This window comes from Brucella thiophenivorans (assembly GCF_002252445.1).
Classification (GTDB): Bacteria; Pseudomonadota; Alphaproteobacteria; order Rhizobiales; family Rhizobiaceae; genus Brucella; species Brucella thiophenivorans.
Genome location: NZ_NNRJ01000019.1, coordinates 449,749 through 469,899 on the forward strand (window position 1 = coordinate 449,749; position 20,151 = coordinate 469,899).

Genomic DNA, 20,151 nt, shown 5'->3' on the forward strand with positions numbered 1-20,151 from the left:
TGTGCGATTTCGGTCGTTGCCCTGACTATGCAAAAACCGAAGTGGACTGCAAGCCAAACCCTTCGGTTCTTGTAGATTACCCCAATAATGCCTCGTCATTTTTCATGGAGCGAAGATGGAACCTTCCCGCAATATTGACCGTCTTCTCGAAATTATGGTTGCTCTGCGTGATCCTAAAACTGGCTGCCCATGGGATGTGGAACAGACATCGCAATCGATTGCTCCCTATACGTTGGAAGAAGTCTATGAGGTTCTCGACGCGATTGAACGCGATGATGTGGACGATTTTCGCGAAGAACTTGGCGATCTATTGTTACAGGTCGTGTTTCATGCGCGCATATCCGAAGAACAGGGGCGATTTGGTTTTGGTGATGTAGTTGAGGCCATCACGCACAAGATGATCCGCCGTCACCCGCATGTTTTTGGCGATGAAGAAGCCAGAAGCGCTGGCATGGCCAAGGGATCATGGAACCGCATCAAGGCGGAAGAGAAAGCCGAACGCGCAGAACGCCGCGCCAGACTTGGCCTCGATACAGCGGAGAAAAATGGCTATCTGGACGACATTCCAAATGCCTTCCCTGCCCTGTTACGTGCGCTAAAACTCCAGCAAAAAGCTGCCAAGGTTGGTTTCGACTGGTCTGAAGCAGCACCCATCCTTGATAAAATTGCCGAGGAAACAGGCGAACTCAAAGATGCGATGGCTTCCCGTGACAAGGCCCATATTCAAGAGGAATATGGCGATCTGCTTTTTGCAATGGTCAATCTCGGCAGGCATCTGGAAATAGATGCCGAAACCGCATTGATTGCTGCCAATGACAAGTTCAAGCGCCGCTTTGATTATATCGAAAAATCGCTCGAAGAATCAGGCAGCAACCTCGAACAAGCGAAGCTTGATGACATGGAAGCAATCTGGATTGAAGCCAAGAAAAAGGGGCTGTAAACCCCTTATAGAGCGAGCGTTGTGGATACGATTAAGCGCGACACGCTCTAGTTCAAACTTTGTCTTCCCACTTTGGGCGGAACATTTGATAGACCTCTTGCGTGGTTGCATAATCCATATAGCCAAGGCGCGTCACCGGCTTGGATTTTTTGATGTCGAACAGACCATTCGTCAGCACGTTTTCATCGATATGAACGCCGACAACCTCGCCGATAACCATATAATTATCGGTTTTCCGGCCCTCTTTGTCCTGCAAATTCCGCACTTCAACGGCCACGCATTCAAGGGCCGAATAAGCCTCTTTTACAAAAGGCGCTGCGATCAATTTGCTGGGGGCAGCGGTTAGACCGGCATATGAAAATTCACTCATGCCGCGTGGGGCATTTACCGACGAAGCGTTCATGTGTTCCTTGAGGTGATCACTCACCAGACTGGCGGTAAACTCACCAGTTTCCTCAATAAACGAAACGCTGTCTTTAAAACCGCTGGATGAAAACATAATCATCGGGGGTGTGTCGCATATAGCATTGAAGAATGAATATGGTGCGAGGTTTACAGCTCCGTTTTTTGAGCGCGTGCCAATCCAGCCAATGGGGCGCGGCGCGACAATGGCCTTGAACGGATTGTGAGGCAGATTATGACCGTTTGATGGTTCATAAAACATCGGCTTTTCCATCGTTTAAGGACTTTTCTAATATTCGATATTAGGAAGACCAGGGCCCATTATAATCTGAAACAATCTTCTCCATATCCGCACGTGGGCGCTCCGGCATCTTGTTCTGCGCGGTTCCAATATGAACGAAACCCGCAACGCGTTCGTCTGGCGAAAGGCCGAGATAGGCACGTGAAGGCGCATCATCTGAATACCAGTTGGTAATCCAGTTGGTTGCATAGCCTAACGCATTGGCAGCAGCACACAGATTCATGGCGACCGCACCAGCGGAAAGAAACTGCTCCCATTCAGGGATACGCTCATGCGCCACAGGTGATGAAACGACGCCAATAACCAATGGCGCACGCGCAAAGCGCGACCGCTCCTGATCCTTGCGGCTATCAGGCAACGGCCCTTCCCGCTCTTCGGCTCGCGTGGCAAGATATTCGCCAACCTGATGGCGTACATCGCCACGATAAAGAATGAAGCGCCATGGCGTCAGACGGCCATGATCGGGCACGCGTGCTGCAACTTTCAGCAATTCGTCAAGTTCAGCACCCTGCGGAGCCGGTTCGGAAATTGCGGAAATCGGCGTGGAACTGCGCTGTGCAAGAAACTCAAAGACCGGACGTGCCACGGGGGAAACCTCATCGCTCAAATCTGCATAAATTATTCCATATGAATGGAAGCCGCTTCCTTCTCGCGCGACATCATGAAGGTGTAAAGCCAAAAATCTATGACGACACATGTCGCACGAATATAATTTTGCAAGAGTAACAGTCAGTTTAGCCTTGAATTTGCCACCCGCTTGGGTTCAAAACATCATCATGTCAGATCGTTCAGACCTGTTTCGAACAAGCCGCAAGAAATTATCGCGCAGCAAGTCACTTGCAGCGGGCATTTCGCTTGTGCTGTTTGCATCGTCCGCGCTTGCTCAGGACATCAACAGCACAATCACACTGCCCGACTTGCCACAACCAGAGCTCGACCTGCCGGCGCTCAGCCCCTATGCCAATCCTAATAGCCCGGAAAATAATCCGCTCGTCAAAACGAGCGAACTGGATTTAAAGGCTCGTCTTAATCAGGATGGGCCGGATATTTCAACCGGGCTTGTCTGGCGCGTGTTTGCACCGGAGACCGGACCCGATGGACAGTTGGCACTGATCGCGTCATCAAAAGGCGGTAGTGCAGTTTTCAATTTGCCGGAGGGCAGCTATCTGGTTCATGCAGCCTATGGCCGCGCAGGAGCGACGAAGCGTATCACATTGACCAATGGCAATCGCCATGAAGTGATGACGCTGGATGCTGGTGGCATGAAACTAAGCGCAGTTTTACCTGATCAAGGAGCGATCAAAAGCGATCTTGTTCGCTTCTCGATTTATGCTGATGAGGACAATAGCGACCGTTCGTTGATCGTGCCAGATGTAAAACCAGATACGATTATCCGATTGAACAGCGGCACTTATCACGTGGTTTCAAACTACGGCACCGCAAATGCCATTATCCGGGCCGATATTCGCGTTGAGGCGGGCAAGCTCACCGAAGCAACAGTTCAGCATCGCGCAGCCGAAGTCATCCTCAAGCTCGTTGCAAAAAAAGGTGGCGAAGCCCTCGCCGATACCTCGTGGTCAATCCTCAATGCCTCGGGCGACGTGGTTCGTGAAAGTGCGGGCGCTTATTCGTCCATGGTTCTCATCGAAGGCGATTATGTCGCCGTGGCCAAGAACAAGGATCGTATTTATCAGCGCGACTTCAAAGTGACGTCCGGTGACAATGAAGAAGTTGAAGTTATCGCAAACCGAGAGTCCGAAGCACTAACAGACGACGATGCGGCGCAGGACTGAATAATAATTTATCCAGAAATGAAAAAGGCCCGCTCGAAGCGGGCCTTTTCTTTTATGCATTGCGCAGACGCAGAAGATCTGGCGGTGTCGCTTCTTCTGTCAGACGAACAATCGCCTCATCCAGCGTCATCGACTCTTGGTCGCGTGACCCAAGGCGACGCATATTGACCGTCTTTTCTTCTGCTTCACGCATGCCGCAAACGAGAATAACCGGAACCTTCTGAACTGAATGTTCGCGAACCTTGTAGTTGATCTTCTCGTTACGAACGTCAGTCACCACCTGCAGGCCAGCAGCCTTGAGCTTTGCCGCAACTTCAGCTGCATAACCATCGGCTTCCGAAGTAATCGTCGCAACGACAACCTGAATCGGTGCAAACCACAGTGGCATGTGACCGGCGAAGTTTTCAATCAGAATGCCAAGGAAACGCTCCATCGATCCGCAAATCGCGCGATGGATCATAACCGGCTGGGTCTTTTCCGAATTGCTGTCGATATAGAACGCGCCGAAACGTTCCGGCAGATTGAAATCGACCTGCGTGGTTCCGCACTGCCATTCGCGACCGATCGCATCTTTCAGCGTATATTCGAACTTCGGACCGTAAAACGCACCTTCGCCCGGCAAAATACCGGTCTTGATGTCTTCCGACTGCTCCTTGATCTGCTCAAGAACCGTCATCATCACGCTTTCAGCGCGATCCCACAATTCATCCGAACCGACGCGCTTTTCAGGACGGGTCGAAAGCTTGATCGTGATCCCTTTAAAGCCGAAGTCCTTATAGACCGACAGAATGAGATCATTGATGCGCAAGCATTCAGCAGCCATCTGCTCTTCCGTGCAGAACACATGCGCATCGTCCTGCGTGAAGCCACGCACACGCATCAGACCGTGAAGGGCGCCAGATGGCTCATAGCGATGCACATTGCCAAATTCTGCAAGCTTTATAGGCAGGTCGCGGTAAGACTTAAGACCATGCTTAAATATCTGAACGTGACCTGGGCAGTTCATTGGCTTCAATGCGAAAACGCGGTCGTCGTCGGTATCGTCACCGGCAACAGTCACCTTGAACATGTTGTCGCGATACCAGCCCCAGTGACCGGATGTCTCCCAGAGCGACTTATCCAGCACCTGTGGTGCGTTGACTTCCTGATAGCCGTGGCTGTCGAGACGACGGCGCATATAGCTCACGAGCGTCTGGAACATGCGCCAGCCTTTGGCGTGCCAAAACACAACGCCCGGGCCCTCTTCCTGAAAGTGGAACAGGTCCATTTCGCGGCCCAGACGACGATGATCACGCTTTTCAGCTTCTTCAAGCATGTGAAGATAGGCCTGAAGATCATTATCGTTAGCAAATGCTGTACCGTAGATACGCGTCAGCATAGGATTGTTGGAATCACCGCGCCAATACGCACCCGCAACCTTCATCAGCTTGAACGAATTGCCGATCTGACCGGTAGACGCCATATGCGGACCACGGCAAAGGTCAAACCATTCGCCCTGATTGTAAATTTTGAGATCCTGACCTTCGGCAATCGCATCGACAAGCTCAACCTTGTAGCTTTCGCCCTTATCGGCAAAAACCTGCTTGGCTTTCTCGCGCGACCAAATCTGCTTGGTGAACGGTTTGTTGCGCTGAATGATTTCGCGCATCTTCTTTTCGATCACCGGCAAATCATCTGGCGTGAAAGGCTCATTACGCGCAAAGTCGTAATAGAAACCGTTCTCGATAACGGGGCCGATTGTGACCTGCGTTCCTGGAAAGAGTTCCTGCACAGCTTCTGCCAGAACGTGCGCCGTATCGTGGCGGATCAGTTCGAGCGCGCGCGGGTCTTCGCGGGTCAGAATTTCAATTGCGCCGGAAGCGCCAAGCGGATCAGACAGATCGCGCACGGTGCCATCTACGGCATAGGCCACGGCCTTTTTTGCAAGTGATTTGGAGATTGATTCAGCAAGTTCAAACCCGGTTGTTGCGGCATCATATTCGCGCACCGAGCCATCAGGAAACTGCATGGAGACATTCGACATTTTTTCTTCCTTATCCAGTCCCGCCAACGATTGCGGGTGGTTAATTCATGAGACACGTCTCTCTGGTTAAAAGAGTCGCGAATTGGTAGCTTTTAATGAAGACTGGCTATTACTGGTTTTTGCCCGCGCCGTAAAGCAAAAGCGCCATGGCAGTTATGGCAAACTGCATCACGGCGCTGTTAGAATTCCAGAAACTAAATGGACTTAGTTACGAATTGCCAAGCAAGGAACGCCCTGCTGCTTAAGCTGAACGCAGGTCTTTTGTGCTGCATCCGAATCTTTGAAACCTGTAAAGCGAACACGATAGACTTTGCGACCACGCGGCGCGGTCGAAATCTCGGCTTTGGTACCAGGTACCAAACGGCTTACCACTGGCAGATATTTGGCTTGCAATTCGTCAGCGCCTGTACGCGACGGTGTCACGCCGACCTGAACGCGCCATGCAGACATCGCCGCTTTCACCATAAAGCCGCCGTCACCCTGCTCGATCTTATTATCTTCAATCATATCCGCAACCAGATCAGCTTTTGGCTTTTCAGGCATAAGCGCTGAGATAACCGGCAAAGGTGTCTGAACAGATGCTGTAACGATGTCGTCCAAAGCCGTGCCTACGCCTTCAGTGGCGAAGCGGGTCAGAAGTTTCGCCATACGATCATCGCGCTCACGCGACGATCCTGCTCCCAGCACAACGCCGACAAGATGTTTGTCATTGATGATGGCCGATGAAACGAGATTATAACCTGACACATCGGTATAGCCGGTCTTAATGCCATCAACGCCCTGATAGCGATACATCAGATTGTTATGGCCGTTAAACGGACGTCCCTTATAGGTAAAGCTGCGCTGCGAAAACAGCGCATATTCATTTGGAAAATCCCGACGCAGCGACATGCCAAGCACAGCCATATCGCGTGCTGTTGTCAGCTGTGTCATCTTCCCGGTTAACCCGGATGGATTGACGAAGTATGTGCTCTTCATGCCAAGATTTCGGGCTTTTTGGGTCATCAGGCGACCAAACCCGTCTTCTGAACCACCCAGATATTCACCCATGACCGTTGCTGCATCATTTGCAGAAACAACAATCATGCCGCTGACAGCATCGCGGACAGAAATCGTCGAGCCCGATTTCAGGTAAAGCTTCATCCTGACTTTCGCAGCAGCATTCTTGGAAACAGGCATTTCGTCATCCCAATGAATCCGGCCCGTCCTCAGTGCTTCAAACGTCATGTAAAGCGTCATCATCTTTGCGAGTGATGCCGGTGCATGTTGCTGGGTAGACCCTTCCTGCCCCAGAATAACGCCACTCTCGGCGTCAAACACCACCCACGAAATATTTGCCATTGCATTGGTAGCGCAGAAAACACTGGCACCAAGCGCAACACCGGCAATCAGCAGGGAGATGCGGGACGACGATCTATTCATAATGGCTCGCAATTATAGAAGACCAGATGCAAATGAAGTCAAAATGCGGCGTGATAAAGACGCTCGCTCAACCTGTTTTCCTTTTTCCAATAAAACAGAATTATAATTAACGAATTCTAATCAAACCTAAAAATATCAACAGTTTTGTGTAAAACCTTAAAAAACAAAATCTTAGCTTTCAGGCGACGAAACCCGCCAATATCGCCACGGTAAATACCAGCGATAATACGCTGACAATTCTCTCGGCACTGGATCGAACCCATGTGTTCCCATTGGACCACAACGCATGATACGAAAAAGCCCCATCCAGCTACCATTCCACAGTCCGTATCGGGCAACCGATTCATAGGTATATTCTGAACATGTCGGCATATGACGGCAGGAATTGCCGATGAAGGAAGATAATGTGAGCTGATATAGTCGTATCAGACTTGTTCCGAGCAATCTGCCCGGAGTTTTCCGCCACGGATCAGTAAAATTGCGTGTCTTACGCTTCTTGATTGCAGCAGCATCACCCGAATGATCCTTCCCGCAACCACACATTAGGCGGCCTTCACCTTTTCTTCGATCTGGCAAATGCAATCGATAACGGCATCGAATGTCAGAAGCGTCGAAGCATGGCGGGCTTTATAGTCGCGTACTGGCTCGAAATATTTGAGATCCTCGAAGCGGCCTTTGGGTGCAGGACCATTTTCTTTGAGCATTCTGATCATCGCATCGCGCACGGCTCGGAGTTCTGTGGACGTACAACCCACGATATTGCGCGCCATAACCGACGACGACGCCTGCCCCAAAGCACAAGCCTTTACCTCATGCGCAAAGTCTGCAACCACACCATCTGTCATCTTAAGATAAACAGTGACTGTCGAACCGCACAATTTTGAGTGAACAGTCGCAACGGCGTCCGGATCTGCAATTCGCCCCAGGCGGTCAATATTCCCTGCAAATTCAAGGATTCGTTTGTTATAGACGTCATCGATCATAGCCAAACCTTCCGCCTTGCCGGATAAATACGTAAAATTGTCGTCCGTTAACGGTTTGAAGTTGCATTTTCCTGTCTATATAATAGGCAAGTCGCGACTACGCCATGGACAGATTATCACATGGTTTTGAGTAGCCGACGAATAACCGTCCGGCAGCTTGGTGTTGCCGGATCAATACATCGCACGTTCGCAAGACGCATCGTTGTGTTGTCCGTTTAACTCGTCTCCTCCTTGAAGGGGACTACGGGAGAATACTGATGGACGCTCGCATCCTCAAAATCGATGACGAATCCACCTCTTCTGCATATTTGCCAAAGCCAACACAGGCAGAAGCAGAAGCCGCTGTGCGCACACTTCTTCGCTGGGCAGGTGATAATCCTGACCGTGAAGGGCTTCTCGATACACCCATGCGTGTTACAAAATCATATAGTGAACTGTTTGGCGGCTATGCTGAAAGCCCGGAAGATGTGCTCGGCACAACTTTTGAGGAAGTCTCTGGCTATGACGATATGGTGCTGGTGAAGGATATTTCCTTCTTCTCGCATTGCGAACACCATATGGTGCCAATTATCGGCAAGGCGCATGTTGCTTATCTGCCTGATGGCAAGGTCCTTGGCCTGTCGAAAATTGCGCGTGTTGTTGATATTTTTGCACGTCGCCTGCAAACGCAGGAAAGCATCACCGCACAGATTGCCGGCAGCATCCAGCGTATTCTTAAGCCACGCGGCGTTGCTGTGATGATCGATGCTGAACATATGTGCATGGCCATGCGCGGTATCCGCAAGCAAGGTGCGAGCACTATCACCACGACCTTTACCGGTGAGTATAAGAGCGAAGTGCACGAACAGGTTCGCTTTATGAGCCTTATCCGCCAGTAAAAATTGAGAATCAGGCGCAACAATGAGCATTTTTCCTGCCCAGTCTTCCGACAAGAAGGCGATTGAAGAAGGCGCGGTTTTCATGCCGCGCTTTGACGCTTCCGGCCTCATCACGGCTGTCGTTACCGATGCGCATGATGGCGAATTGCTGATGGTTGCGCATATGAACGAGGAAGCGTTGCGCCTGACGCTTGAAACTGGCATTGCTCATTACTGGTCGCGATCCCGCAAAACCCTTTGGAAAAAGGGCGAAACCTCAGGCAATCTTCAAAGCGTTATTGAGTTGCGCACGGATTGCGATCAGGATGCGCTCTGGCTCAAGGTTCGCGTCGCGGGTGATGGCCCAACCTGCCACACGGGTCGTCGTTCCTGCTTCTATCGTCAGGTGCAATCAGAGAATGGTAATGTGAGCCTTTCGCTTGAAGGCACTTGCGGCCATAACCACTGACTTTTCATTCGCGCCTTCAAATTGCAACATTTATTGTTTCGATACGGTGTTTTGATAGTATCATCGAAACAAGAGGTGTTTAGTCGAAATGCTCGCATGGGGTCAAAGGCGCAAGGCTGGCAATTCGCAACCCTTGACGCCCGAAGAAGAAATCATCGATTTGCCACAAGTTCGGCATGAACCGCGCCGAATTGCCCTTGCGCTTGGCGGCGGTGCTGCGCGCGGCTGGGCGCATATTGGTGTGCTCCGTGCGCTTGATGAAGCTGGCATCGAAATTGAAATGATCGCGGGCACGTCTATCGGTGCGCTTGTCGGTGGATGCTATCTCGCAGGCAAGCTTGACCAGCTTGAAGAATTTGCCCGAAGTCTGACACGGCGGCGCATGTTCAATCTTCTCGACATTACATTTCGCGGCAGTGGGCTGTTCGGTGGCATGAAGCTTGACGGACGTATGCGAGAACATCTCGATGGCTTGCGCCTTGAAGAGCTGGATCGTCCCTTTGTCGCAGTGTGCACGGAACTGCGCACGGGCCACGAAATCTGGCTTTCCTCCGGCCCGCTGGTCGAGGCCATGCGCGCATCCTATGCCCTGCCCGGCGTATTCGAGCCGGTGCGCTGGCAGGAGCGCGTGTTGGTCGATGGTGCGCTTGTCAATCCTGTACCCGTTTCCGTCTGCCGCGCCTATGAACAGCGCTTGGTGCTGGCTGTGAACCTTCACTATGATCAGTTCGGGCGCGCGGCCGTCATCAAACATGCGCAATCGCAGCATGAAAATCTGGCCGAAGTGATCGGCACTGGAAAAGAAAGCCGCTTAGGAATCACCGGCGTAATGATGGAAGCCTTCAACATCATTCAGGATCGTATTTCACGGGCGCGCATGGCTGGCGATCCGCCGGATGTATCACTGATGCCAACTGTCGGACAAATCGGCCTTGCAGAGTTCCATCGCGCTTCTGAAGCCATCGACATCGGCTATGCCGAAACGGTTAAACGACTTGAAGACATCAAGCGTCTTCAGGGGATCAGCGGCTGATAAATCATTATTTTTCAAAAAGATTGAGCAAAGCTCAAGAATAGGCTTGTGCCTGTCGGATCGATTTGCTAGATGCCTCCTCGCTGACAAGTTCAGCTTCTACCACGTGCGGTCGTGGCGGAATTGGTAGACGCGCAGCGTTGAGGTCGCTGTGGGGCAACCCGTGGAAGTTCGAGTCTTCTCGACCGCACCATTCTTTCCCAACAATTATGTTGTCTTGCAAAGCATCTCTGCAATCTGGTTACGACTAGATGAAGTGGAGTTTTTTGCGTTTTAAAATCAAACATTTAAAGGTTTTATAAAATAATTTCATACAATTGTGATGAACTTAAAGAATAGCCTTGTGTAGTCGATTTTGATTTGCTAAATGCCCTCTCGCTGACATTGTTCAGCTTCTACCACGTGCGGTCGTGGCGGAATTGGTAGACGCGCAGCGTTGAGGTCGCTGTGGGGCAACCCGTGGAAGTTCGAGTCTTCTCGACCGCACCATTCTCTTCCAAAGAAAATTTTTTGCGCCTTTTTGGCTGCACCTAGTTATCTTGAAAGCCTAAAGAAAACCCCGCTCAACGCGGGGTTTTTGTTAAATATCACTGCTATGCTCACCAAGATTAGGCGAGCGCTTATTCAGTTTCAACTCTGAATCCGAGAATCGGATTGGAGTCCGCAGTCCCGGCACTCCATCGGGATCAATTCTCATCTGGCGCGCGATAAATTGCGGGTCAGAGAAAACATCTTCAACCGTATTGATCGGCCCAGCGGGTACACCAGATTTAGCAAGTACTGCCAGAAGATCGTCGCGCATCCATTGTTTCGTGCGCTCTTCCAGCAGGGCTGTGAGCGCATCGCGGTTGGAGACGCGCGCGGAGTTCGTAAGGAAGCGAGAATCGCTCGCAAGCTCACCAATTCCCAGCAAAGCCGTCAGTTTTGCAAACTGCCCGTCATTGCCACAGGCGATGATGAAATAACCATCTGATACAGGCAGCGTCTGATAAGGCGCGATATTGGGATGCGCATTGCCCATACGCTTTGGCGATACGCCTGACGCCAGATAATTCATCGCCTGATTGGCAAGAACCGCCGACATACAATCAAACAGCGCCATATCAATGTGCTGACCTTTGCCTGTGCGCTCACGCATGATGAGAGCCGACTGAATAGCAATGACGCTGTAAAGCCCGGTAAAGATGTCTGCGAAAGCCACACCTATCTTCTGAGGCTCACGATCTGGTTCGCCAGTCAGATCCATGATGCCGCCCATGCCCTGGATCATGAAATCATAACCCGCACGTTCCGCATAAGGCCCGGTGTGGCCGAAACCCGTGATTGAGCAATAGATGAGGCGTGGATTGATCGCTTTCAGGCTTTCATAGTCGAGGCCGTATTTATCAAGACCGCCGAGCTTGAAATTCTCAATCACCACGTCCGCATCGGCAACCAGCTTGCGTACAAGCTCCCTGCCCTCATCAGAGCGAAAATCAGCTATGATCGATTGCTTGCCACGATTACAAGCGTGGAAATAGGCTGCCGACTTTTCGCCTTCAACCTCGATAAATGGCGGTCCCCATGTGCGGGTGTCGTCACCTTCAGGGCTTTCGACCTTGATGACGTCGGCACCAAGGTCGGACAGCGTCTGTCCGACCCATGGACCAGCCAGAATGCGGGCCAGCTCAATGACTTTAAGACCCGCAAGCGGTGTATTCTGCATTTCTCAAAACCTTTCCGACGATCAGAAGAACGCCTGAATGCCGGTCTGCGCACGTCCGAGAATCAGCGCATGAACATCGTGCGTACCCTCATAGGTGTTGACGGTTTCAAGATTCTGCGCGTGGCGCATAACGTGATATTCGATTTGAATGCCGTTGCCACCATGCATGTCACGCGCCTGACGCGCAATATCGAGCGCCTTTCCGCAATTGTTGCGCTTGACGATGGAAATCATTTCGGGCGCCATTTTACCTTCGTCAAACAGACGACCAACGCGTAAGCTTGCCTGCAAGCCCAGAGCTATTTCAGTCTGCATGTCGGCGAGCTTCTTCTGATAAAGCTGCGTGCCAGCCAGCGGCTTGTCGAACTGCTTGCGATCGAGACCATACTGACGCGCACGGAACCAGCAATCCTCTGCCGCACCCAGCACACCCCATGAAATGCCGTAACGGGCGCGGTTCAAGCAGCCGAACGGACCCTTGAGGCCTGAAACATTCGGCAGGAGCGCATCTTCGGAAACTTCGACGCCGTCCATGACGATTTCGCCGGTAATCGAAGCACGCAGCGAAAGTTTACCACCAATCTTTGGTGCAGAAAGACCTTTCATGCCCTTTTCGAGTACGAAACCACGGATCGCACCATCATGGGCCGTCGATTTTGCCCAGACGACGAACACATCGGCAATCGGTGAATTGGAAATCCACATTTTGGAACCGCTGATGCGATAGCCGCCATCGATCTTGTCGGCGCGGGTTTTCATGCCAGCAGGATCGGAACCTGCATCAGGTTCGGTCAGGCCGAAACAGCCAATCAACTCGCCGGAAACCAGACCCGGCAGATATTTCTTGCGCTGCTCCTCCGAGCCATAAGCATAGATCGGATACATGACGAGCGACGACTGAACACTCATCATTGAGCGATAGCCCGAATCGATACGCTCGACTTCGCGTGCCACCAGACCATAGGAGACATAGCCTGCATTGGCCGCGCCATATTCTTCAGGCAGCGTCACACCGAGCAAACCAGCCTGCCCCATCAGACGAAACAGATCAGGATCGGTCGTTTCATCCAGATAGGCTTTTTCAATGCGCGGCAGCAAAACGTCGCTTGAGAAGGCCTGTGCCGAATCACGGATCATCCGCTCGTCTTCGGTCAGCTGTTCATCAAGCAGAAATGGATCTTCCCAGTTAAATGCGGCACGCGACATGAATAATCTCCTCAAATTCAGTTGGTGAGACTATGGCGCAGCATAATTCGACATGCAATTTACGTTTACTCATCGATCTATTCCATTTAGTAATAGATAATGATTTCACTATCGAGACGCCTGCTTCCTTCGACAAGTGCACTTGCTGCCTTTGATGCAGTCGCGCGTTATCAGAGCTTTTCGAGCGCAGCCGAAGAGCTTTCTTTGACGCAAGGTGCTGTCAGCCGTCAGATTGCTTTGCTGGAGGAACAGCTTGGTGCCGTTTTGTTTGATCGCACCAGCCGCCATGTCATACTGACAGACGCCGGAAGCGCCTATCTTCATGCAATAAGCCCTGCCCTTGCTTCCATTCGTGCGGCATCATTGCAGGTCATGTCACAAATGCGTGGGACGACGCTTAATCTGGCATTTCTGCCGACCTTCGGTACCCGTTGGCTAATCCCGAGAATCCCGCGTTTTGTGGCGCAATATCCTGATATTATTCTGAATTTTGCCACCCGCATTGGCCAGTTCGACTTTGAACGCGAAGGTCTTGATGCGGCAATCCATATTGGTCAGCCAGACTGGCCCAATGCCGATTGCACATTTCTGATGGAGGAAACGGTTGCGCCTGTTTGCAGCTCGGCTTTTCTAAAACAGCATCCGATCAACGGCCCTACAGACCTTTTGCGGCTGCCGCTTTTCAACATGGCATCACGCCCCGGCGCATGGAGCCACTGGTTCAAAAGCCTCGACATTGCGGCACCTGTTGCGGGCGGGATGCGGTTTGAACAGTTTTCCAACGTCTCGCAGGCCTGTATCGCAGGTCTTGGGATTGCACTGATGCCGCTGTTTCTGATCAGTGCCGAAATTGAGAGCGGCCAGCTTGTCGTGGCGTATGAGCACACGGTCAAAAGCCCAAGCAACTATTACTTTGTTACACCGCGGGCGCGTGCGAACACCCCTGCGGTCAAAGCATTCCGCGACTGGCTTCTTATTGAAGTCAGTCGCGAGTTTGATCCTCACGCCATCGAATTGCTGACGATCTCGTAAGAGCGTAAACGCTTCTGATGATCATGGATCATGCCCGTCACCATCAATTCATCAGCGCCTGTCCGCTCGGCAAACTCACGAATGCCTTTATCGACGGTCTCGGGACCACCCACAACTCGACATGACAGCATCTGGCGCACCAGTGCCTGTGCGGATGGATCAAGCTGCTCCTGATAACCGGCAACAGGCGCAGGCAACTTGCCCGGACGACCACTGCGCAAGTTCACAAATGCCTGTAATTGCGATGTGAAAAGATGATGTGCTTCTTCATCTGTATCTGCCGCAATCACATTGAGGCCCAGCATCACATAGGGCTTTTGCAAATATTCTGACGGCTCAAAACGCTCACGATAAAGGTCTACGGCGCGTTCCATGTCAGCCGGTGCAAAATGCGAAGCGAATCCATAAGGCAGACCAAGCATAGCAGCCAGTTGCGCACCAAACAGGCTGGAGCCGAGAATCCACACCGGAACATTCAGTCCCGCCCCCGGCACGGCTTGCACGCGTTGTGCTGGATCAGCAGGCTTGAAATAATTGAGCAGCTCCACGACATCGCGAGGAAAATCATTGGCACTGCTTTCCAGATTACGACGAAGCGCATGCGCGGTGATCTGATCGGTTCCCGGCGCTCGACCGAGACCCAGATCGATACGGCCCGGAAACAGCGAAGCCAGCGTGCCGAACTGCTCGGCGATGACCAGTGGCGCATGGTTCGGCAACATGATGCCGCCGGCACCAACACGGATAGTCGATGTGCCAGCCGCTACATGACCAATGACCACGGAAGTCGCGGCACTGGCAATGCCCGGCATGTTGTGATGCTCTGCGAGCCAATAGCGCGTGAAACCAAGCCTTTCGGCTTGCTGAGCCAGCTCCAGCGTATTGCGCAAAGATTGTCCGGCATCGCTGCCTTCGGCAACGGGTGAAAGGTCGAGAACGGATAAAGGTATCATGCTTGCTCATATGGTGTGGAACAGTTGAAATACAATTTCGTGCCAATAAAAAAGGGCGGCCCGTATGAGGCCGCCCTTAATCTGATTATTCAATACAAGTTTCAGTGATGAGAGGCCGGAGCAGGCTGACTGCCATCCTCCTTCTCTGGAACATACTCACCTTCCACGTCCTTCTCGGCAATGAACGTATAGAACATCGGCACGACGAACAGCGTGAAGATCGTACCGATGGTGATGCCGGTGAAGATAACCAGACCCATCGAATACCGTGCCGCAGCACCCGCGCCGCTCGCAAGAATCAGCGGTACAACACCAAGCGCCATAGCAGCCGTTGTCATCAGGATCGGGCGAAGGCGAGTTTCGGCAGCAAGGATAATCGCTTCACGACGCGAATGCCCATGCAGGCGACGCTGCTGATTGGCGAACTCGACCATCAGAATGCCGTGCTTCGTTATAAGCCCCACAAGCGTGATCATACCCACCTGTGTATAGATATTGAGCGTACCCAGACCCAGATTAAGCGGAACAATAGCGCCGAAGATCGAAAGCGGAACCGACATCATGATAATAAAAGGATCACGGAAGCTTTCAAACTGTGCAGCCAGCACAAGATAGATCACTATAACGGCAAGGCCGAAGGCGATCAGGATCGTGTTGCCCTGCTCCACTTCAAGACGCGACTGTCCCGAATAATCGAGGAAGAAGCCTTCCGGCATCTTGGATTTCGTCAGATCAACAAGCGTTTGCAGGCCCTGTCCGGTTGTAACACCTGGCAATGGAAGCGCCGAGATCGTAGCTGAATTAAGCTGGTTAAACTGCTCAATCGCCGCAGGAGCACCACTCTGATTGATGGTTATGAGAGCCGAAAGTGGGACCATTTCTCCAGAAAGACTGCGAACATAGAACTCACCAAGCTTTTCCGGGTTCGAACGATAGACATCCGGCACCTGCGTGATGATGTCGTAGCTGTTTGAATCGCGGTCAAATTTTGCAACCGATGCACCACCGGTGAGCAGACCCAGGGTAGAACCAATGTCGCTGACCTGAACACCAAGCGTCGCAGCCCGATCACGATCAATAGAGATCGTCGTTTGCGGCGAATTGAACGACAGAGAGTTCTGAACGATGATGTACTGGCCAGTTGCCTGCGCTTCGTTCTTGATTTCTTCAGCAAGCGCAAAAACCTGATCCGCAGGGCCAGTTGATTGCAGAGCAATGGAAATTGGCAATCCACCGCCGGTACCCGGAAGCGAAGGCGGAGCAAAGATGAACGACTGGACGCCTGCCACTTTCGACATTCGTTCAGTTAGATCCTGTTGGACTTGTTTCTGCGAGCGATTGCGATCACTCCAGTCATTCAGTACCCAGAGCGCAATCCCGGAATTGGTGCCACCATCCATACCGACGATTTGAAAGCGTGTTTTAATATCCGGCGTATCTTTGGTCAGTTCATCAATTTCACGCGCATAAAGATCGGTGTAAGCCGAAGTTGCATATTGCGGCGCATTGATAAGCGCAAACAGCGCGCCTGAATCTTCTTCGGGTGCCAGTTCACTTGAGGTTTTCGTAAAGAGGAAGCCAGTAAGAGCAACCAGGCAAATAACGATCAGTAAGGTTACGGGCCGATAATTCAGCGATCCTGAAACCATACGGTGATAGAATTTTTCAAGCTTTCCAAATGTCTTATCGATGAACTTCTGGAATCGCGTTGCTTCACCATGCTTGAGCAAGCGTGCGCACATCATTGGCGAGACTGTCAAAGCAGCAATACCGGAAATGATAACCGCACCTGCGAGCGTGAAGGCAAATTCGCGGAACAGCGAACCGGTCAAACCGCCGGTAAATCCGAGAGGTGCAAACACCGCAGCCAGCGTAATCGTCATCGCGATAATAGAGCCGGTAATTTCCTTCATGCCCTTGAAGGCCGCATCCATAGGACGCAATCCCTCCTCGATATGACGGTGAATATTTTCAAGCACCACGATGGCGTCATCGACCACCAGACCAATCGCCAAAACCATCGCAAGAAGCGACAAAAGATTGATCGAGAAACCAAGAATATACAGGAAGAAACACACGCCAATCAGCGAGATCGGAATGGTCACGATCGGAATGAGAACCGAACGGAACGATCCGAGGAAGACGATAATCACCAGAATAACGATGGCGACCGCTTCGGCAATTGTTGTGAACACTTCATCGATGGACGAACTGATCTGCTCCGTCGCATCGTAAACCAGAACAATCGTCATGCCTTCAGGCAATGAATTCTGAATTGATGGCAGCTCCTTGCGCACAGCATTGGCCATGTCGATAGGATTAGCAGCAGGTGTTGGAAATACACCCAGAAACGTACCGGCAGAACCATTGAACGCAACGATCGTATCGGTGCTCGCAGCCGCAAGCTCGACCTTCGCAACATCGCGCAATCTTACAATATCATCGCCGGAAGACTTGATTGGCATAGCACCAAAAGCTTCAGGGGTCTGCAATGTGGATTCAAGCGTAATGGAGGAAGAAACATATTCGTTCTTCGTTTTGCCTGGCGCCGAAAGAAAGTTCGAAGCCTTGATCGCAGCCAGAACTTCCGGCGCGGTTATCTGTCTTGCGGCAAGCTGGATAGGGTCCAGCCAAATACGCATCGAATAGACCTGACCACCAAGAATTTCCGCGTTTGCCACACCCTGAATGGTGGACATACGTGGCTGGATAACGCGTTCAAGATATTCGGTTATCTGCTCGCCCGTCATATTCGGGTTTTGCGCTGCGAGATACATCGTCGCAAAGTTCTGACCCGTCCCTTTCGAAATCACTGGATCATCAGATTCATCGGGCAGTTTTCCACGAACCTGATTGACCTTGGCGATGACTTCTGTGAGTGCGGCATCCGGATTTGCACCAAGCTTCATCTGCACAGTCACCGTGCTCGATGATTGGCGGCTGGATGAGGTCACATAATCGATGTTTTCAGTGGTAGCGACGGCTTCAGCAATCGGAGCGGTGATGAAGCCCTGAATAAGCTCGGCACTTGCACCCGCATAAGTGGTTGAAACGGTGATAACTGTTTCATCCACCTTTGGATATTCACGGACGGATAGCTGCGCAATCCCCTGAAAACCGAGGAGAATGATCATGAGTGCGACGACAGTCGCAAGGACAGGTCGCCGGATGAAAATATCGGAAAAGCTCATCTCTGGCGCCTATTTCTTATCCGCTTGAGGAATCGGGTTCACAGCATTGTCGATCTTCACCGAAATACCGGCAGTAAGCTTGTTCTGGCCAGCCGTGATAACGACATCGCCTTCCTTGATACCACTGGTGATTTCAGCAACTTCGCCAAAACGGCGTCCAATTTTCACGAAGACCTGCTGTGCAACAAGGTTTTCACCTTCTTTGCTCTCTTCGCCTTCCTTCTGTTCGGCAGGTCGAACGGCAAAGACGTAATCGCCATAAAGGCTTGATACGATTGTCGTCTGTGGCAGAGTGATAATGTTGTCTTCCTTCGGAAGTTCAACACGAACCTGCACGAATTGACCCGGCGTCAACTTGTGATCGGGATTTTCAACCTCGGCACGAACAGAAACAAGGCGCGTCGATGGATCGATCTTCGGATCGATACCGGTAATTACACCTGTAAAATCGAGCGCATCCATTCCTTGACCAAGCTTTATCGTTTGACCAAGCTTGATCATCGGCAACGACAGTTCTGGAATTGTGAAGTCGACGCGCATAGTATCGACCTGCTGCAAGGTCGCAATTACTGTTCCTGGTGTGAGATACTGACCAAGATCGACCTTCGAGATACCGATGATGCCGTTAAAAGGTGCGACAACAATTTTCTGGTCCAGAACGGCCTGAGATTTCACAACAGCGGCTTTCTTTGCACTGGCCGTAGCTTCGGTTGTATCGGCATCAGAAACAGTACCAAACCCGCTGGTCCGCAAACTTTGAGCACGCTTCAGGTTCTGGTCGGCAAGAACCGATTCAGCTTTTGCCGCAGCCACGTCAGCTTTCTCGATGCTGCTTTCCATTTCAAGAAGCACATCGCCCTGCTTAACGTCCTGATTGGCTTTGAAATTTATTGTCTGGACGATGCCATTGAGCTGAACTGTCAGATCAACACCATTTTTTGCGTTCGCAGTACCAATGGCCTCAATACCCGGAGTCCATGAAGAGGGCGCTACCGTGATCGTTGAAACGGTCTGAGCAGGCTGTTTCATATTGGCAAAAAAGTCTTTAATGGCCTTTTCCCTGAACAGGTTGAAGCCAACGAGCCCTCCCACGACGATCACGAGAAAGATTATTGCCAGAATAAGGCGTTTGATCATTGCCGATGCACTCCAGGGCGTCGTTAATGTGCGTGCCTTTTGTTCCTCACAATTTGGTCGCACGTATTTTACTTGAATATCTATCGAAAATAACTGTACCGTCTGGACGGTATTGTCAACTATTGAACTGTCAGGAGACCTTGAGGAATTGTCGACAAAGAATAAGATCTCTTCGCGAGAGCGCATTTTACGCGCGGCAGTCGAACTCGCGCAAGAAGTCGGGCCGGCACATATCTCGCTTGATGCTGTGGCCGCACGTGCTGGCCTCTCCAAGGGCGGTTTGCTTTATTCGTTTCCAACCAAAGCAAAGTTGCTTGAGGCTGTTGTCGAAGAATACATGAAAGAACACGAACGCGCCATGGAGGTGCAGGAAAGTCTGCAACACGGCGACAAAAACCTTATCGCTCGCGCGTTTTTCGATGTGTTCCGTATTCAAGCTGATGACGAACCGCCAGCCAGTGGAATCTTGGCGGCTATGGTCGAAAATCCAGATTTTATGATTCCAGTACGCCATTATCATCGATCGGTGCTTGATCGGATGCTCAATGATGCGACCGACCGCGATCTTGTGCTGGTGACCTATCTTGCGATTGCAGGGCTGGAATGCAGTCGGCTGCTCGATTGTGACATCGTAAGCGATGACGAGCGGCACTCAGTGATCTGCCGGCTTGGGAAACTACTCGAAGCCGGCTGAAATCGTTAGG

18 protein-coding genes and 2 tRNA genes are annotated in these 20,151 nt (G+C 51.5%); 9 read left to right on the top strand and 11 right to left on the bottom strand.

Features of this window, described 5'->3' with window-relative positions; all coding sequences use genetic code 11:
• The first annotated feature begins 115 nt into the window (after positions 1 to 115).
• Positions 116 to 940 (top strand): nucleoside triphosphate pyrophosphohydrolase, encoded by an 825-nt coding sequence (gene mazG / locus CEV31_RS11665; RefSeq protein WP_094507188.1) that lies wholly within the window; start codon positions 116 to 118, stop codon positions 938 to 940.
• A gap of 52 nt (positions 941 to 992) precedes the next feature.
• Here mazG and CEV31_RS11670 read toward each other — a convergent pair whose 3' ends face one another.
• The gene (locus tag CEV31_RS11670; protein ID WP_094507356.1) at positions 993 to 1,604 is read right to left on the bottom strand and encodes a flavin reductase family protein; all 612 of its coding nucleotides are present in this window, start codon (positions 1,602 to 1,604) and stop codon (positions 993 to 995) included.
• Positions 1,605 to 1,644: 40 nt separating this feature from the next.
• Positions 1,645 to 2,229: a nitroreductase family protein gene (locus CEV31_RS11675; protein ID WP_094507357.1), complete on the bottom strand. Its 585-nt coding sequence runs from the start codon at positions 2,227 to 2,229 to the stop codon at positions 1,645 to 1,647.
• 190 nt (positions 2,230 to 2,419) lie between these two features.
• Between CEV31_RS11675 and CEV31_RS11680 the strand changes: the two genes are divergently transcribed.
• Positions 2,420 to 3,436, top strand: coding sequence for a hypothetical protein (locus tag CEV31_RS11680; RefSeq protein ID WP_374846875.1), 1,017 nt, complete (start codon positions 2,420 to 2,422; stop codon positions 3,434 to 3,436).
• Between the two features lie 52 nt (positions 3,437 to 3,488).
• Here the strand turns inward: CEV31_RS11680 and thrS are convergent, their stop codons facing one another.
• The 4 genes from thrS to CEV31_RS11700 all read right to left on the bottom strand — a co-directional run bounded on the left by thrS (position 3,489) and on the right by CEV31_RS11700 (position 7,864).
• Positions 3,489 to 5,459, bottom strand: a complete 1,971-nt coding sequence (gene thrS, locus CEV31_RS11685; RefSeq protein WP_094507359.1) for a threonine--tRNA ligase — start codon at positions 5,457 to 5,459, stop codon at positions 3,489 to 3,491.
• 204 nt (positions 5,460 to 5,663) lie between these two features.
• Complete coding sequence (locus CEV31_RS11690; protein WP_094507189.1) at positions 5,664 to 6,881, bottom strand: D-alanyl-D-alanine carboxypeptidase; 1,218 nt, start codon at positions 6,879 to 6,881, stop codon at positions 5,664 to 5,666.
• A 171-nt stretch (positions 6,882 to 7,052) separates the two neighbouring features.
• Positions 7,053 to 7,424, bottom strand: a complete 372-nt coding sequence (gene yidD / locus CEV31_RS11695; protein WP_094507190.1) for a membrane protein insertion efficiency factor YidD — start codon at positions 7,422 to 7,424, stop codon at positions 7,053 to 7,055.
• A complete protein-coding gene (locus CEV31_RS11700) occupies positions 7,424 to 7,864 on the bottom strand; it encodes an iron-sulfur cluster assembly scaffold protein (RefSeq protein ID WP_094507191.1) in 441 nt (146 codons plus the stop codon). The genes yidD and CEV31_RS11700 overlap by 1 nt, the downstream gene beginning before the upstream one ends.
• Positions 7,865 to 8,121: 257 nt before the next feature.
• Here CEV31_RS11700 and folE point away from each other — a divergent pair, with 257 nt between their 5' ends.
• The 5 genes from folE to CEV31_RS11725 all read left to right on the top strand — a co-directional run bounded on the left by folE (position 8,122) and on the right by CEV31_RS11725 (position 10,712).
• The gene (gene folE, locus CEV31_RS11705; protein WP_094507192.1) at positions 8,122 to 8,742 is read left to right on the top strand and encodes a GTP cyclohydrolase I FolE; all 621 of its coding nucleotides are present in this window, start codon (positions 8,122 to 8,124) and stop codon (positions 8,740 to 8,742) included.
• Between the two features lie 22 nt (positions 8,743 to 8,764).
• On the top strand, positions 8,765 to 9,190 hold the full coding sequence (gene hisI / locus CEV31_RS11710; protein WP_094507193.1) for a phosphoribosyl-AMP cyclohydrolase: 426 nt from the start codon (positions 8,765 to 8,767) through the stop codon (positions 9,188 to 9,190).
• An 88-nt stretch (positions 9,191 to 9,278) separates the two neighbouring features.
• Positions 9,279 to 10,223 carry a patatin family protein gene (locus CEV31_RS11715; RefSeq protein WP_094507194.1) on the top strand — a complete coding sequence of 315 codons (945 nt, stop codon included), beginning with the start codon at positions 9,279 to 9,281 and terminating at the stop codon, positions 10,221 to 10,223.
• Positions 10,224 to 10,331: 108 nt separating this feature from the next.
• Positions 10,332 to 10,416 (top strand) — tRNA-Leu (locus tag CEV31_RS11720).
• 211 nt (positions 10,417 to 10,627) lie between these two features.
• Positions 10,628 to 10,712 (top strand) — tRNA-Leu (locus CEV31_RS11725).
• A 91-nt stretch (positions 10,713 to 10,803) separates the two neighbouring features.
• Here CEV31_RS11725 and CEV31_RS11730 read toward each other — a convergent pair.
• The gene (locus CEV31_RS11730) at positions 10,804 to 11,928 is read right to left on the bottom strand and encodes a CaiB/BaiF CoA transferase family protein (RefSeq protein ID WP_094507195.1); all 1,125 of its coding nucleotides are present in this window, start codon (positions 11,926 to 11,928) and stop codon (positions 10,804 to 10,806) included.
• 21 nt (positions 11,929 to 11,949) lie between these two features.
• Positions 11,950 to 13,134: an acyl-CoA dehydrogenase gene (locus tag CEV31_RS11735; RefSeq protein ID WP_094507196.1), complete on the bottom strand. Its 1,185-nt coding sequence runs from the start codon at positions 13,132 to 13,134 to the stop codon at positions 11,950 to 11,952.
• A gap of 99 nt (positions 13,135 to 13,233) precedes the next feature.
• On the opposite strand from CEV31_RS11735, the gene CEV31_RS11740 reads away from it, so the two are divergent.
• Positions 13,234 to 14,166 carry a LysR family transcriptional regulator gene (locus CEV31_RS11740; RefSeq protein ID WP_094507197.1) on the top strand — a complete coding sequence of 311 codons (933 nt, stop codon included), beginning with the start codon at positions 13,234 to 13,236 and terminating at the stop codon, positions 14,164 to 14,166.
• Here the strand turns inward: CEV31_RS11740 and CEV31_RS11745 are convergent.
• The 3 genes from CEV31_RS11745 to CEV31_RS11755 all read right to left on the bottom strand — a co-directional run bounded on the left by CEV31_RS11745 (position 14,136) and on the right by CEV31_RS11755 (position 19,447).
• A complete protein-coding gene (locus CEV31_RS11745) occupies positions 14,136 to 15,119 on the bottom strand; it encodes an LLM class flavin-dependent oxidoreductase (RefSeq protein ID WP_094507198.1) in 984 nt (327 codons plus the stop codon). The two genes, CEV31_RS11740 and CEV31_RS11745, sit on opposite strands and share 31 nt — an antisense overlap.
• A gap of 101 nt (positions 15,120 to 15,220) precedes the next feature.
• The gene (locus CEV31_RS11750; RefSeq protein WP_094507199.1) at positions 15,221 to 18,310 is read right to left on the bottom strand and encodes an efflux RND transporter permease subunit; all 3,090 of its coding nucleotides are present in this window, start codon (positions 18,308 to 18,310) and stop codon (positions 15,221 to 15,223) included.
• 9 nt (positions 18,311 to 18,319) lie between these two features.
• Positions 18,320 to 19,447 carry an efflux RND transporter periplasmic adaptor subunit gene (locus CEV31_RS11755; protein WP_094507200.1) on the bottom strand — a complete coding sequence of 376 codons (1,128 nt, stop codon included), beginning with the start codon at positions 19,445 to 19,447 and terminating at the stop codon, positions 18,320 to 18,322.
• Positions 19,448 to 19,595: 148 nt separating this feature from the next.
• On the opposite strand from CEV31_RS11755, the gene CEV31_RS11760 reads away from it, so the two are divergent.
• On the top strand, positions 19,596 to 20,141 hold the full coding sequence (locus CEV31_RS11760) for a TetR/AcrR family transcriptional regulator (RefSeq protein ID WP_094507360.1): 546 nt from the start codon (positions 19,596 to 19,598) through the stop codon (positions 20,139 to 20,141).
• Positions 20,142 to 20,151: the final 10 nt, after the last annotated feature.